Here is a 14347-nt window from a genome sequence, read left to right on the forward strand (position 1 = left end):
CAGCCGCTTGACACCGCAGGATGCGCCTCTTAAATGCGCCCATCCGCTGGACGGGGCCGTAGCTCAGCTGGGAGAGCGCGTCGTTCGCAATGACGAGGTCAGGGGTTCGATCCCCCTCGGCTCCACCAACGGATTTCTCCAAGGCGTTGAAATCATTATAAATCGAACATGGCGGCAGATTTCGACGCCGGTTTGGCCGCCTGGTTGCGATTTTCCTGCCCGACCATTCAAATGCAAGTCGCTCGCTCCACCGGCCATTAGCCTGCCAATGCCATGATGGCGGCATGGGAAGGAAGCTCTATCGGTTCCGCCGGCTCAAATGGGGCGGCCCGCAATACAGGCTGAAGGTGCTCGCCGAAGACATCGGCGGTCGGTCGCCTCGCTATATGCGGCGCGGGAAACGACGCCTGACCATTCCCAGTGCCCTGGCCGGCCTGATGTTGGTGAGCGCCTTCGGTGTTGGTTACACTTCGGACGGCCTGTCGACCGGCGGCCTGAAGGCGATGCTGCCCGGCTCGGGATGCGACATCAAGGGCAATATCTCGATTGACACGGGCGAGCGCATCTATCACCTGCCGGGCCAGAAATACTATCGGCAAACCCGCATATCGCTCCGGCACGGCGAACGATGGTTCTGTAGCGAGGCTGATGCCCGCGAGGCCGGGTGGCGAAAGTCGCGACAATGACGGGGATGGGCATATAGATGTTTCCGATCGATGAGCCAACATTGCATATTCTTTTGCTGATCGGGATATTTCTATCTTCCGCTCTGGCGATGTGTTTCAGCTGGAACTGGCGTGTTCTTCTGCTGTTCGTTGCAATTTGCCCGCCGGTTGCGCTGCTTTGGCCAGATCCTCCGACTGGTCAATATGCCGGACTCAAGTATATTCTCGTGATCGGTGCGTCCTCGGCCGCGATGGTGATCGGGATCGTTGTCGGCAGTCTCCTGCGCCGATTCGCCGTTGCTCACTGGGCTCTGGGGGCCATTGCTGCGGTCGCCGCCATTTTCGTGCTGTGGCACCAGTATGTCCCGAACGCCTGCTTCGGGTCACCTCTCCCGGTCCGCATCGCCGGGGTCGACCTGTTCATCCCGCCCGAGATGCGAGCGCGCCTAGAAGCCGGCGAGAGCGTCAGCACCTTCGGTGCGATGGATCGTAAATCCGACTATGCCCGGCTTTGTCGCGAAAGCCGGAATGGGGCGCGCGCCATCGAGGTCGATACGATCTGGCTCTGGCCGGCATCGACCCACGCTGCGATGACGACGGCTTGCAGCGGCAGCGCACCGCCGGCGTGGTGCGGGTCCTATTCTCCCGATCCGTATCGGCACATAGGCAGGGTCCTGATAGCGCCGACCTCGCATCTGGGATTTCCGAGAGATTACTGGAACTCAGGGTCCGCGAAGTATGACAAGCAGGGTGATCTGACCGAGGGTTCCATTTGCCTGATGTCCAGCGTAACCCAGTGCTGGATTTGGGGTCCATTTGGCGACGATTCCCGTTTGATCGTCAGCACCAGCAATCTCGACAAGATATTTGCCGACATGTCAGTCGAAGAAGCCCGCGACATGATCGTCAAAACACGCGAGATGACGGTTTCCATCATTTCGCGGTGATGGCGGCGCGCGCGCACCTGCCGGCCTGCCGCCCGTGGTGGAGGCGGATGCCTGCCTGCTCACATTTCGAAGAGGGCCGCGGCGCCCATGCCGCCGCCGACGCACATCGTCACCACGCCGCGCCGCGCGCGCCGTCTTTTGCCTTCGAGGAGGAGGTGGCCGGCGAGGCGCACGCCGGACATGCCGTAGGGATGGCCGATCGAGATCGCGCCGCCGTCGACATTCAGCCGGTCCGCCGGCAGGTCGAGTTGGCGAACGCAATAGATGACCTGGCTGGCGAACGCCTCGTTGAGCTCCCACAGGTCGATATCGGAGACGGTGAGGCCGGCGCGGCCCAGCAGCTTCGGCACGGCGAGGGCTGGGCCGATGCCCATCTCGTCCGGCGCGCAGCCGACCGTCGCGAAGGCGGTGAAGACACCGAGCGGCTCGAGGCCGCGCCGGGCTGCCTCGGCCTCCGACATCAGGACGACCGCCGCGGCGCCGTCTGAAAGCTGGCTCGCATTGCCGGCGGTGACGGTGAAGCCGTCGCCGCGCACCGGCTTGAGGGTGGAGAGCCCTTCGATGGTCGTATCGGCGCGGTTGCCCTCGTCCTTCACGAGGCGGATCGCCTCCTCCGGGGCCGCCTCGCCGGCGAAGGCCACGATCTCGGCGTCGAAACGCCCCGCCTGCTGGGCCGCTGCGGTTCGCCGCTGGCTTTCGAGCGAATAGGCGTCCTGCGCCTCGCGGCCGATGCCGTAGCGGCTTGCGACGATCTCCGCCGTATCGATCATCGGCATGTAGATGTCGGGCAGGTTCGCGGCCAGCCACGGCTCCCTGGCGAGGTTCGGGAAGTCGGGATCGAGCTGGAGGGAGATCGATTCGACGCCCGACGCGACGGCGACGTCGATGTCGCCGAGCATGATGCGGTGGGCGGCGGAGACGATCGCCTGCAGGCCCGAGGCGCAGGCGCGGGTGACGTTGGCGGCGGGCACGGACGCCGGCAGCCCGGCCCGCAGCGCGGCATGACGGCCGACATTGCCCAGCGCCGGCCCGACCGAGACGGCGGACCCGTTGAACACCTCCTGGATTTCGTCCGGCTCCAGCCCGGCGCGGGAGACCGCATGGCGGATCGCGTGGCCGGCCAGCGAAACCAGATGCAGGCGCGCATAGGCGCCACGCCCGGCCTTGGCGATCGGCGTACGGGCGACGGACACGATGACTGCGCGCTGCATTGTGATTTTCCCTGCCTGTCGATGATCGGGGAGGGGCCGGAGCCCGTTGCCGTGGATTTGCGAAGATGCGCTAGTTGCGCCCGAAACGGGCGGGGCGCTTCTCGCGCATGGCCGCGATCGCTTCCGCGTGGTCTTCGGTGCGGGCGGACAGGCCCTCGTAGCCGAGGCCGATGTCGAGGATCGACGCCGCCAGCTGCCGCAGCCCGGCATTGATGGTCGCCTTGGTCAGCCGCGTCGCCCGGGTCGCGCCGCGGGCCAGCCGCGAGGCCCATTTGTCGACGGTGGCGTCCAGTTCGCCCTCGGGGACCGCGAAGTTGATCAGCCCGATGGACGCGGCCTCGGGCGCGGCGATAAGGTCGCCGGTCAGGAGATATTGCTTGGCGCGGGCATAGCCGATGAGCTGGGGCCAGATGAGCGCCCCGCCGTCGCCGGCCGCGAGCCCGACCCGCACATGCGGGTCGCCGATGCGCGCATGATCGGCGGCGACGACGATGTCGCAGAACAGGGCGATGGTCGCGCCGAGGCCGACCGCGTCGCCGTTCAGACGGCAGACGATCGGCTTGTCGCAGTCGAGCAGGCCGTAGACGATGCCCCGTGCCTCGTGCAGCGACTGCTCGAACCGTGCCGGATCGGCGCGGCAGGCCTCGAGATAGTCGAGATCGCCGCCGGCGCTGAAGGCGCGGCCGGCTCCGGTCAGCACGACGACGTCGGAGCCTTCGTCCGCCGCCACGTCGTGGAACAGGCGTGAAAGCTCCCGGTGCATGTCGCCGCCGATCGCGTTCAGCCTGTCGGGGCGGTTGAGCGTGAGGCGCAGGATGCGCTCCCGGCGCTCGACCGCGATGTGCTGGTAGGTGTCGAATCTCGACTGCGGGTCGGTCATGTCCGTGTCCTTTCGGGCGGTCAAGCGTCTGCTTCGCGAAGCAGGAACTTCTGTATCTTCCCCATCGCATTGCGCGGCAGGGCGTCGAGCAGCTCGACGTGGCGGGGCACCTTGTAATTGGCCATGTTGGCGCGGCACCAGGTTATGAAGGCGTCGGTATCGAACGGCCGGTCCGGCGCGGCGACGACGAGGGCCTTCGCCACCTCGCCCATCCGCTCGTCCGGCACGCCGATGACCGCGACCTCGCGGATGCCGGGATAGTCGAGCATCATCTTCTCGATCTCGGCCGGATAGCAGTTGAACCCGCCGACGATGAACATGTCCTTGATGCGGTCGGTGACGCGCAGGCAGCCGTCCTCGTTCAGCACGCCGACATCGCCGGTGCGCAGCCATCCGTCGGGGCGGATGGTCTTTTCCGTCTCCGCCGGGTCGTCGAGATAGCCGGCCATGACGTTGAAGCCGCGGACCTCGATCTCGCCCGCCGCGCCGACCGGCACCTCGTTGCCGTCCGTGTCGACCAGCCGCATCTCGACGCCATCGATGACGCGGCCGGCGGTGGTGGCGATCGTCTCCACCTCGTCGTCGGGCCTGGTCATGGTGACGAGGGCGCAGACCTCGGTCAGCCCGTAGGCGTTGACGACGATCTCGACGCCGACCTCGCCCTGCAGGGCACGGATCAGGCCCGGCGAGACCATGCTGGCGCCGGTGACGATGCTGCGCAGGCTGGACAGGTCCTTGCCCTCGCTGCGGTTCAGCTCGATCAGGGTCGAGAAGATGGTGGGCGGGCCGCCCATGATGGAGATGCGCTCGGCCTCGATCCGCCGCAGCGTCTCGGCCGCGTCGAAGACCTTGACCGGGTACATGGTGGCGCCGCGGATGATGGCGGCGAGCACGCCGGCCTTGAAGCCGAAGGAGTGGAACATCGGCGCGATGATCAGGTAGCGGTCGCCCGCCCTGATCCCCGCCCTTTCGGAATAGATGGAATAGGTGCGGACGATCTGACCGTGCCGCAGCATCGCACCCTTGGGAAAGCCCGTCGTGCCGGAGGTGAACATGATCTCGGCGACGTCGTCCGGCGTCACCCCGGCGGCCGCGCGCAGGGCGGCGACGCAGTCCTCGGGCATCACCTCGTCGAGCCCCTGCGCCCATTCGTCCGGCTCGCCGTCGCGCGGGAAGGTGCGGATGCGGGTTTTCAGGTCGGGCAGGTCGATGCCCTCGATCATCGCGCCATAGTCGACGCCGAGGAAATCGCCGGCGGCGACGAGCGCGCGCGCGGCGGATTTGCGCAGCATGAAGGCGGCTTCCTGCGCCCGGAGCCGGGTGCTTATCGGCACGACGGTGGCGCCGAGGATGAAGGCGCCGAGCGCGGCCTCGACCCAGGCGGCCGAGTTGGGCAGCCAGATCGCCACGCGGTCGCCGCGGCCGACGCCCCGCGCGCGCAACAGCGCCGCGGCCCTGACGGCGCGATCGCGCAGCTCGGCATAGGTGAGCGTCGATTCCTCGGAGACGATGGCCAGCATGTCGCCATGGGCCGCGGCGGCGTCAAGCAGCACCTGGGGCACGGTACGGGGCGCGTCGGTCATCATGGCTCCTCCTGAACAGCGGTGCAGGCGCGTCGCTGTTTCCATTTTATTACAGACGTTCGAATCAATGTGTCAACACGGGCTGTTTCCGGAGATGCGGAAGAACGTAAAACTCCATATGGAGATTGGATTTTTTGCGTGATTTGACGGCGAGCTGCCGATTTTGCGGCAGGCACTTGAAAATTTACGAACATTCGTTAGAAAAAATGTCACATGAGATCGAAGGGAGGCAGCGCCTTGGCAATAACCGCGACAGATGGTGCGACGGGCGTGCGCCGCCTCACGCTCGACGACCCGGCCGGCCGCAACGCCCTCGACGCGGAGGCCCGGCAGGCGCTTACGGCGGCGCTGCGCGCGGCCTTCGCGGCCCCGGAGGTGCGCGCCATCGTCATCGGGACGAGCTGCCGCAATTTCTCCACCGGCGGCGACATCGGCCAGATCACGCAGCATCGGGCCGGGCAGGCGGCGCTGGCGATGATGCGCTCGGTCGGGGACCTCGCCCTCTTGCTGCATGAGAGCCCGAAGCCCCTGATCGCGGCGGTGCGCGGCCATTGCGTCGGCGCGGGGGCGGGCCTTGCCCTGTTGTGCGACACCATCGTCTGCGGCCGCTCGGCCCGGCTCGGGTTCCCGTTCCTGAAGCTCGGGCTCGTGGCCGATTTCGGCGTCACCTATTCGCTTCCGCGCCGGATCGGCGGCCCGGCCGCGCGGCGGACCCTGCTCGAGGGGCTGTCCTATACGGCGGAGGATGCGCTCGCCATCGGGCTGGTCGATCATTGCGTCGAGGACGAAGGGCTCGACGCGGCCGCCGAGGAGAAGGCGGCCCTGCTGGCCGACGCGCCGGCGCCGGCGCTTTTGCAGATGCGGACCCTGCTGCGGGCCGAGCCGGCGACGCTGGCGGCGGCGCTGGAGGCCGAGGCGCTCAACCAGTCGCTCTGCTTCGGCTCGGCGGATGTCGCCGAGGGCGTCGCCGCGCTGCTTGAGAAGCGGCCGGCCGATTTCCACGCCACCGTGGCGCGGGCAGAGGGAGCCCCGTCCTGATGTCCGTCCTCAGCGGCATCAGGGTGCTCGATTTCAGCCGGTACATCGCCGGCCCCTATTGCGCGTCCATCCTCGCGGACCTCGGCGCCGACGTGATCCGGATCGAGCCGGTCGCCGGCGGCGAGGACAGGCTGCTGGTTCCCGTGACCGAGGAAGGGCAGGGCGCGCTCTTCCTGCAGATGAACCGCAACAAGCGCTCGCTCGCCATCGACATGGCGTCGAAGGAGGTCGAGCCGATCCTTTCGCGGCTGATCGCCACCGCCGACGTCGTGGTCACCAACATGCCGGTCGACGCGCTGAAACGTCAGGGCCTCGACCGCGAGCGGCTGGTCGCGGTGCGGCCGGACATCATCACCACCAATCTCTCGGCCTTCGGGCAATCGGAGGCGCTGCGCGCCAAGACCGGCTTCGACGCCGTGGCGCAGGCGATCAGCGGCGCGGCCTATCTCGGCGGCAGCGAGGATGCGCCGTCGCGCGCCGCCAGCTCCTATGTCGACTACGGAACCGGGCTCGCCGGCGCGATGGGCACGCTGGCGGCGCTGATCGAGCGGATGAAGTCGGGGAAGGGGCAGGACGTCCAGGCCTCGCTGCTGGCGACGGCGATGACCTTCATCAACGCCGCCCATATCGAGGCGGCGGCGAAGGGGGCGGACCGCCAGCCCTGGGGCAACCGCAGCCCCTTCTCGGGGCCTTCGGATTTCTTCGCCACGCTGGACGGCTTCATCGCCGTTCAGGTCGTCGGCAACGTCATGTTCCAGCGCTGGGCGCGGCTCATCGGCCGGCCGGAGCTCGCGGGCGATCCCCGCTTCGCCTCGGATTCGATGCGCGGCCTCAACGGCGAGCAGCTGTCCGTGTTCATGCGCGTATGGTGCGAGGGCAAGTCCAAGGACGAGGCGCTGGCCCTTCTGGCCCGGGCGGGCATTCCGGCCGGCCCGGTCTATTCGCCGCGCGAGTCGTTGACCGCGCCGGATATCGCCGCCAGCGGCGTTCTGCATCCGACCGAGGTGGCGGGCGCGCCGGCTCCCCTGCCGCTCGCCGAGCTGCTGGTGCGGTTCGGCGACAGCGCCACCGGCATCAGGAGCGCGGCGCCGATGGTGGGCGAGCATTCGGCGGCGATCCTCGAATCGCTCGGCCTGTCGGCGCAGGAGATCGCCGTGCTCGTCGCCCGCCATCTGGTGGGCGCGCCGGAAAGGCGCGGCATGGCCAAGGCCGCCGGCTCGCCACGCCCGTAGGCGCTGCCCGGCGCGGGGCGCGTTCCCTCAATAGGATTTCGGCAGGCCGAGAACCTTCTCGCCGATGAAGTTCATGATCATCTGCGGGCTGACCGGGGCGATGCGCGGTATCAGGCATTCGCGCAGATAGCGCTCGACATGGTATTCCGCCGAATAACCCATGCCGCCATGCGTCATCACCGCGGCCTGGCAGCTCGCATAGGCCGCCTCGGCGGCGAGGTACTTGGCGGCGTTGGCCTCAGCGCCGCATTCCTCGCCGGCGTCGTAGAGCCGCGCGGCCTCCAGCGTCATCAGCCACGCGGCCTCGAGGTTCATCCAGCTCTGGGCGAGGGGGTGCTGGATGCCCTGGTTCTGGCCGATGGGCCTGTCGAACACCACGCGCTCGCGCGCATACTGGCAGGCGCGCCGCAACGCCGCGTGGCCGAGGCCGATCGCCTCGGAGGCCAGCAGGATGCGCTCGGGGTTGAAGCCGTGCATCAACTGCTTGAAGCCGCTTCCCTCGGTGCCGATCAGGTCGTCCTCGGGTATCTCCAGCCCGTCGAAGAACAGTATGTTGGAATCCACCGCGTGGCGGCCGTGCTTGTGGATCGCCCTGATCTCGACCTTGCTTCGGTCGATGTCGGTGTAGAACAGGCTGAGGCCGCGATGCCCGGCTTCCGGGGTGCCGGTCCGGGCCAGCAGCAGCATCTTGCTCGCCACCTGCGCCGTCGAGATCCAGATCTTCTGGCCGCGCACGACATAGCGGTCGCCCTTGCGCACTGCGCTGGTCTTGATGCGGGTGGTGTTGAGGCCGACATCGGGCTCGGTGACGGCGAAGCAGGCCTTGTCCTCGCCCCGGATCAGCGGCGGCAGCATGCGTTGCTTCTGCGCGTGCGTGCCGAAGACGACGACGGGCTGCAGGCCGAATATGTTCATGTGGATCGCCGATGCGCCGGACATGCCGGCGCCGGATTCCGAGACGGTGCGCATCATCACCGCCGCCTCGGTGATGCCGAGCGCCGCGCCGCCATAGTCGGCCGGCATGGCGATGCCGAGCCAGCCCGCCTTGGCGACCGCGCGGTGGAAATCGTGCGGGAACTCGGCCCTCGTGTCGCGCTCCAGCCAGTAGGCATCGTCGAAGCGCTGGCAGATCCTGCCGACCGCGTCCTCGATCTCGCGATGGGTTTCGGTTTTCGAGAAGGACATTTTCCGCTCCCTGCGCTTCAGGTCCTGTTTTCGCACGTCCCGGCTTCGGGAGGCAGGGCTAGAGGACCAGATTGTCCCTGAGCAGCTCCTGCGCCACCGTCCGCCGCTGCATCTCCCCGGTGCCGTCGGGAATCCGCATGATCCGGGCGAAGCGATAGCCGGCCTCGAGCCGCAACTCGTTGGTCAGGCCCATCGCGCCGTGCACCTGGATGCACCGGTCCATGCTGCGCGAAAGCATCTCGGTGGCGAAGCACTTCACCATGGCGACCTCGCCGCGCGCGGCGCTGCCCCGGTCCACCTGCCACGCGCAGTTGGCGAGCATGGTCTTCGCCGCATAGATGTCCATGGCCGTGTCGGCCAGATGCGTCTGGATCGCCTGATGCTCGCCGATCGGCCGGCCGAACGACCTGCGGGTGCGGGCGTAGTCGCAGGCCCTGGCGAGGGCCCATTCGGCATAGCCGATGCAGGTGGCCGCCATGCCGAGCCGGCCGGCATTGATGCCGCTCATGGCGACGGAAAGGCCGTCGCCGATCCCGCCCATGCGGTTGGCGTCGGGCACCTTCAGCCCGTCGAGGACGACGATCCCGGTGTCGCCGCCCGCATGGCCCATCAGCGGGATGACGCCGGTGACGTCGAAGCCCGGCGACGCGGTCTCGGCGAAGAAGGCGGTGATGCCGGATCGTTCGTCCGGGCCGGCGTCCTCCACCTGCGCGAAGATCACGGCGTAGTCCGCATAGGGGCTGTTGGTGATCCACTGCTTCGTGCCCGTGAGCGCCCAGCCGTCGCCGCTCCTGACGGCCACCGTGCGGATCGCCTGGGCGTCGGAGCCGGCGTCGGGCTCGCTGAGGGCGAAGCAGAGAGTCCGCGCGCCCGAGGCGATGGCGGGCAGCACCCGCTCCCTGACGCGCGGATCGAGGAAGCGCAGCACCGGCGACAGCCCGTTGGTGAAGGGGGAGGGGATGACGACGTGGTGGATCAGGTGGCGGCCCGGCCCATAGCGCCGCGCGAGCAGCATCTGGACGGCGACGGCCGCCTCCGCGCCCAGCCCGCCGCCGCCGAGCTCGGCCGCGCCGAACATCGTGTAGAAGCCCTCTCCGGCCGATCTTTCCCTGACCTGCCGCCGGAGGGCGAGAACCTCCGGGACGTAGCGCCCGGTATGGTCAAATATCGTACGTTCGTTCGAAAGAAGCGCCGCGTTCCGCTCTTCCAGCGGAACGACGACCTGCTCGATAAAGCGGCATATCGCTTCTGATATGGCCTCTACCTCCTCAGATACGGCAAAGTCGACCATGGAACGCCTTTTCCCGCCCGTCGCGATTCTGGTGAAAAAATATCTAACTTATGTTAGAATATTTGCCGACCGACTGCAAGCGGCGGCATGCCGAGGGCGGAGCGTCGAGGTGCTTTATCGCGGGGTGTCGCGGGTCCCGGCGGGGGCGCTGGAGAACAGCCCGTCGCTAATCAGCGCGGTGAACTGGGCCGCGAGCTGGTCGAGCGACATGCCGTTGGGGCGATACCATTCGAGCGAGGAGTTGAGGGCGCTGAGGATGAAGGTACGCGCCAGCTTGAGGTCGATGTCGGAGCGGATCTCGCCGGCGGCGTGGGCGGCTTCCAGGAGCCTGACCCACAGTTCGCCATAGGCATCGCGCCGCAGGACGTGCTTGTGCCGCACCTCGGGCGGGACCTGGCCGAGCACGCGGCGCGAGGCCAGCGCATAGTCGCCGAAGGTGATGATGCTGCGCAGGTGCGCGCTGATCGCCGCCTTGATCCGGTCGGTGTAGCTCGTCGTCGGCGGCAGCTCGGCGATGGTGGCATAGACAGCGCTGGAGACGCCGTTGAGGCCGAGGTCCAGCACCGCCTCGATCAGGAGGTCCTTCGACGGATAATAGTAGTAGAGGCTGCCGGCCTGGAGGTTCACCGCCTTGGCGATGTCCCGCATCGTCGTGCCGGCATAGCCGCGCTCGCTGAAGATCCTCGCGGCCGCGACCAGCACCCGCTCACGGGAAATCTCGGCCTTGGACGGCTTCGGCTCCGTTCGTCCGCGCCGGCGGCGGGGTGTTTGGGTTCCTGCGGTCAAGTCTGCTGCTGTTCCCGTTCCTGCTGTTGCCGGACTGGCCGGACCGGGTGCAAGCCGGTCCGTCACAACCCTTTATCTTGATGGACCAATTTCAGTCCCGCAACAAGTTGCCGGCAATGATCAGCCGCCGGATTTCCTGCGACCCCGCCGCGATCTCCATCACCTTGGTGGTGCGGTAGAGCCGGTTCACCTCTGTATCGCGCATGTAGCCCGAGCCGCCATGGATCTGCACGGCCTCGTTCATGACGAAGGTGCCGGTCTGCGCCGCCTGGTACAGCGCGGCGGCGGCGAGGCGGTGGATATGGCCGCGGCCGAGCTCGCTCTTCTGCGTGCTGTTGCAGGCGTCGAGCACGCGATAGACGAGCGTGCGCGCGGCTTCGAGCGCGATGTACATCTCCGCGAGCTTGGCCTGGATCATCTGGAACGAGGCGATAGGCTGGTCGAACTGGACGCGCAGCTTCGCGTGCTCGATGGCGAGGTCGAGGGCGCGGCGGGCCGGCCCGATGCACAGCATCGCCGACATGACGCGCTCGAGGTCGAGTCCGCTATGCATGATGACGTGGCCGCGGTTCTCCTCGCCCAGCCGGTTGCCCTCGGGCACCCGGCACCCGTCGAAGACGAGCTCGCCGAGGGGGCTGCCGCGGAAGCCCATCTTGTCCAGCTTCTGGGCGACCCTGAAGCCCTCGAACTCTTTCTCGACGAGAAGCGCCGAGATGCCCTTCGACCGGCCCTGCGTGGCATCGGTCCGCACATAGGTCAGGACGATGTCGGCGATCGGGCCGTTGGTGATGAAGATCTTCGACCCGTTGACGACGTAGTGGTTGCCGTCGCGCCGGGCGCTCGTCTTCATCGATCCGAGCGCGTCCGAGCCGGCGCCCGGCTCGGTCATGCCGAGCGCGCCGATGATCTCGCCGGTGCAGAGCCGCGGCAGGAAGCGCCGCCGCTGCTCTTCGTTGCCGTTGCGGTAAAGGTTGTCGATGACGAGGTTGTCGGCGTTGAGCCAGCTGAAGGCGAAGGACGGGTTCCAGTAGGCCATGACCTCGCAGATCAGCCCGGCGGAAAGGTAGTCGAGGCCCTGCCCGCCATATTCGGCGGGGACGGTCGTCCCGAGATAGCCCATCGCCGCGACCTCGCGGAAGGTCTCCGCCGGCCACCAGTCCTCGTCGTCCATGCGCTGCTGGAGCGGGTGGAGCGTCGCCTCGAAATAGTCGCTGGCATGGCTGCACAGCTGAACCTGGTCCCCGGTCAGGCCGAACTGCTGCCCCAGCCGAAACTCGTCAAATCCCGATGTCATGGTTCTCCTGCCCGTTTGTCATGCGCTCAAGAACTGGCCGCCATCGGCGATGACGACGCGGCCGGTGACGTAGCTTGCCGCCGGCGACACAAGGAAGGCAACGACCTGGGCGACCTCCTCGGCCGTGCCCATGCGTGGGATCGCCGATTGGGCAAGGACCCGCTTCGTCCCTTCCGGTCCCCAATGCTCCATCGCCTGCCGGCCCTGGTCGGTTTCCGTGAGGCCGGGGGCCACCGCGTTGGCGCGGATGCCGTGGCGCCCCTCCTCGCGGGCGATGACGCGGATCATCGCCTCGACGCCGGCCTTGGAGGCCGCGCTCTGGGCCGAATGCGGCGCGGCCGCGCGCGGCGAGATCGAGGTGATGGCGACGATGTTTCCCGACCCCTGAGCATGCATGATGCGCAACGCGGGCGACACCGCGTTGAAGAAGCCGTTGAGGTCGCTGTCGATATGGTCGCGCCAGCCCTGCGGGGTCATGTCGCGCAGGAACTTCCAGTCGGTGAGCGCGCCCGCGGTGTGGACGAAGGTGTCGAGCGAGCCCGTTCGCTGCGCGAGCTCCTCCAGCGCTGCCGCGATGGCGGGGGCGTCGCGCATGTCGGCCCGGACCGGCAGCGCCCGCGCGCCGCGCGCCTCGACGAGGCGGGCCGTCTCGGCCGCCGCGGCCTCGTCGGAGCGGTAGACGATGGCGACCGTCGAATGGGTTTCGGCGAGAAGGCCGCTGATCGCCCGCCCGATGCCGCGGCTGCCGCCGACGACGACTGCGGTCCTGCCCGTGCTCATCGTAAAATCCTCCCGGTGGAAATTCTTCTAATACCAGTTCGAAAATAGGATGCAACGCCCGCCCGGTGATTAAAAGCTCCCTTATTTATATGCGATCTTGTCCAATCGGGCGGTTGACACATAATTCTAACGATTGTTATAAAAATGGCAGCCACCCCTGACGTGGCGTTCAGCTTCCGCGCGTCGGGTGACGGCGCCAAGGCTGGCATTGGGAGGAATACACGATGTCTAGGAAAACCCATCTTGACGGCGCTTCCCGCAATTTTGCGATGGGCGCCGCCCTTGCGCTTGCCATCATCGGCGGCGCCAGCGTTCCTGCGGCGTTCGCGCAGGAGCAGCTACGCCTCGGCGCCCTCCCGTCCGCGACGGGGCCGGGCGCGTCCATCGGCGCGGCGCTGACCGCCGGCGTCGAGCTCGCGGTCTCCGAGATCAACGATGCCGGCGGCGTCCTCGGCCGCAAGATCGAGATCGTGCGCGGCGACACGCAGTCGAACCCGACCACCGCCGCCAGCGAGGCGCGCCGGCTGATCGAGCGCGAGGGGATCGAGATCCTCATCGGCCCGCTGATCAGCCAGGAGGCGGTGCCCGCGGTCGAGGTGGCGACGGCCGGCAAGGTCGTGCAGATCACCAATGCCGGCACCACGGCGCTGACGCCCGAGGTCGGCCCCTACCACTTCTCCTTCGGGACCAGCGCCGCGACCGCGGCCAAGGTCATCGTCGACTACATCGTCGACGAGCTGAAGGTGGAATCGATCGGCCTCCTGGCCGACGATGGCGGCCAGTCGCGCTCGGCGGTCGCCGAGGTGAAGAAGAACCTCGAGGCGCGAGGCATCCAGCTCGCGGTCGAGCAGGAATACCGCTTCCGCGCCGACGACCTCTCGCCGCAGGTGCTATCGCTGCGGCGCGCCGATCCCGAGGTGGTGATCTTCTTCACCAGCACGGTGGACGACGGCGTCAAGTTCCTCGGAACGACGGCGCAGGTGGGCTGGCAGCCCAAGATCGTCGGCGCGGCCGCGGTCTCGGTCTATGCCCCGGCCATCGCGCGCTCGGTTCCCGCCGAAGCCTTCGAGAACGTCTACAGCGTGGCCTACAAGGGGCTGACCTATTGCTCGTCGGACGCCGAGGGCACCAGCGCCTATGCCGATTTCTCCAACAAGCTGAAGGCCTTCGCGCCGGACGTCTACGAGAAGATCTCGGTCAGCCTCGCCAGCGAGTACTACGATTCCGTCAAGCTGCTGATGGCCGGCGTCGAGGCCACGGGCGAGACCGGCGGCGAGGCGCTGGCGAAGTGGGTGGAAAGCGACGGCTCCAAGGTGCCGCTGATCCACGGCGCGATCTCGCCGAGCAGCGAGAGCCATTTCCTCTTCGGCCCGAACGAGCTTGCGATCGTCCATCGGCCGAACGATATTCGCGCCGACGGCTTGATGAAGCGCGCGGGCTGCTAGAGCATTCTGT

The 14347-nt window shown here is 67.6% G+C and carries 13 protein-coding genes and 1 tRNA gene; 6 read left to right on the plus strand and 8 right to left on the minus strand.

What is annotated here, in order from left to right; all coding sequences use genetic code 11:
- Window positions 1–52 precede the first annotated feature (52 nt).
- The 3 genes from M9945_RS13435 (at window position 53) to M9945_RS13445 (ending at window position 1612) form a co-directional block, all read left to right on the plus strand.
- Window positions 53–128: transfer RNA gene (locus M9945_RS13435), tRNA-Ala, on the plus strand.
- Window positions 129–284: 156 nt separating this feature from the next.
- Window positions 285–686, plus strand: a complete 402-nt coding sequence (locus tag M9945_RS13440) for a hypothetical protein (protein WP_367945015.1) — start codon at window positions 285–287, stop codon at window positions 684–686.
- Window positions 687–703: 17 nt separating this feature from the next.
- On the plus strand, window positions 704–1612 hold the full coding sequence (locus M9945_RS13445) for a hypothetical protein (protein ID WP_367945016.1): 909 nt from the start codon (window positions 704–706) through the stop codon (window positions 1610–1612).
- Between the two features lie 59 nt (window positions 1613–1671).
- On the opposite strand, the gene M9945_RS13450 is transcribed toward M9945_RS13445, so the two are convergent.
- The 3 genes from M9945_RS13450 to M9945_RS13460 all read right to left on the minus strand — a co-directional run bounded on the left by M9945_RS13450 (window position 1672) and on the right by M9945_RS13460 (window position 5289).
- Complete coding sequence (locus M9945_RS13450) at window positions 1672–2823, minus strand: acetyl-CoA C-acyltransferase (protein ID WP_367945017.1); 1152 nt, start codon at window positions 2821–2823, stop codon at window positions 1672–1674.
- Between the two features lie 70 nt (window positions 2824–2893).
- The gene (locus M9945_RS13455) at window positions 2894–3703 is read right to left on the minus strand and encodes an enoyl-CoA hydratase-related protein (protein ID WP_367945018.1); all 810 of its coding nucleotides are present in this window, start codon (window positions 3701–3703) and stop codon (window positions 2894–2896) included.
- Window positions 3704–3723: 20 nt separating this feature from the next.
- Window positions 3724–5289 carry an AMP-binding protein gene (locus M9945_RS13460; protein ID WP_367945019.1) on the minus strand — a complete coding sequence of 522 codons (1566 nt, stop codon included), beginning with the start codon at window positions 5287–5289 and terminating at the stop codon, window positions 3724–3726.
- A 210-nt stretch (window positions 5290–5499) separates the two neighbouring features.
- Between M9945_RS13460 and M9945_RS13465 the strand changes: the two genes are divergently transcribed.
- Window positions 5500–6324 (plus strand): enoyl-CoA hydratase/isomerase family protein, encoded by an 825-nt coding sequence (locus tag M9945_RS13465; protein WP_367945020.1) that lies wholly within the window; start codon window positions 5500–5502, stop codon window positions 6322–6324.
- The gene (locus M9945_RS13470; RefSeq protein ID WP_367945021.1) at window positions 6324–7556 is read left to right on the plus strand and encodes a CaiB/BaiF CoA transferase family protein; all 1233 of its coding nucleotides are present in this window, start codon (window positions 6324–6326) and stop codon (window positions 7554–7556) included. Before M9945_RS13465 ends, M9945_RS13470 begins: the two co-directional genes overlap by 1 nt.
- Before the next feature lie 27 nt (window positions 7557–7583).
- Here the strand turns inward: M9945_RS13470 and M9945_RS13475 are convergent, their stop codons facing one another.
- From M9945_RS13475 to M9945_RS13495, 5 genes are all read right to left on the minus strand, one after another.
- Complete coding sequence (locus M9945_RS13475) at window positions 7584–8741, minus strand: acyl-CoA dehydrogenase family protein (protein WP_367945022.1); 1158 nt, start codon at window positions 8739–8741, stop codon at window positions 7584–7586.
- Between the two features lie 58 nt (window positions 8742–8799).
- A complete protein-coding gene (locus tag M9945_RS13480) occupies window positions 8800–10032 on the minus strand; it encodes an acyl-CoA dehydrogenase family protein (protein ID WP_367945023.1) in 1233 nt (410 codons plus the stop codon).
- A 114-nt stretch (window positions 10033–10146) separates the two neighbouring features.
- A complete protein-coding gene (locus M9945_RS13485) occupies window positions 10147–10818 on the minus strand; it encodes a TetR/AcrR family transcriptional regulator (RefSeq protein WP_367945024.1) in 672 nt (223 codons plus the stop codon).
- A gap of 91 nt (window positions 10819–10909) precedes the next feature.
- Entirely contained in the window at window positions 10910–12112 is a 1203-nt protein-coding gene (locus tag M9945_RS13490) for an acyl-CoA dehydrogenase family protein (RefSeq protein ID WP_367945025.1), read from the minus strand.
- A gap of 18 nt (window positions 12113–12130) precedes the next feature.
- A complete protein-coding gene (locus tag M9945_RS13495) occupies window positions 12131–12892 on the minus strand; it encodes an SDR family NAD(P)-dependent oxidoreductase (protein WP_367945026.1) in 762 nt (253 codons plus the stop codon).
- A gap of 224 nt (window positions 12893–13116) precedes the next feature.
- On the opposite strand from M9945_RS13495, the gene M9945_RS13500 reads away from it, so the two are divergent.
- Window positions 13117–14337 carry an ABC transporter substrate-binding protein gene (locus tag M9945_RS13500; protein WP_367945027.1) on the plus strand — a complete coding sequence of 407 codons (1221 nt, stop codon included), beginning with the start codon at window positions 13117–13119 and terminating at the stop codon, window positions 14335–14337.
- Window positions 14338–14347: the final 10 nt, after the last annotated feature.

The organism is Aquamicrobium sp. (assembly GCF_023954335.1).
In the GTDB taxonomy this organism is placed as follows: domain Bacteria; phylum Pseudomonadota; class Alphaproteobacteria; order Rhizobiales; family Rhizobiaceae; genus Aerobium.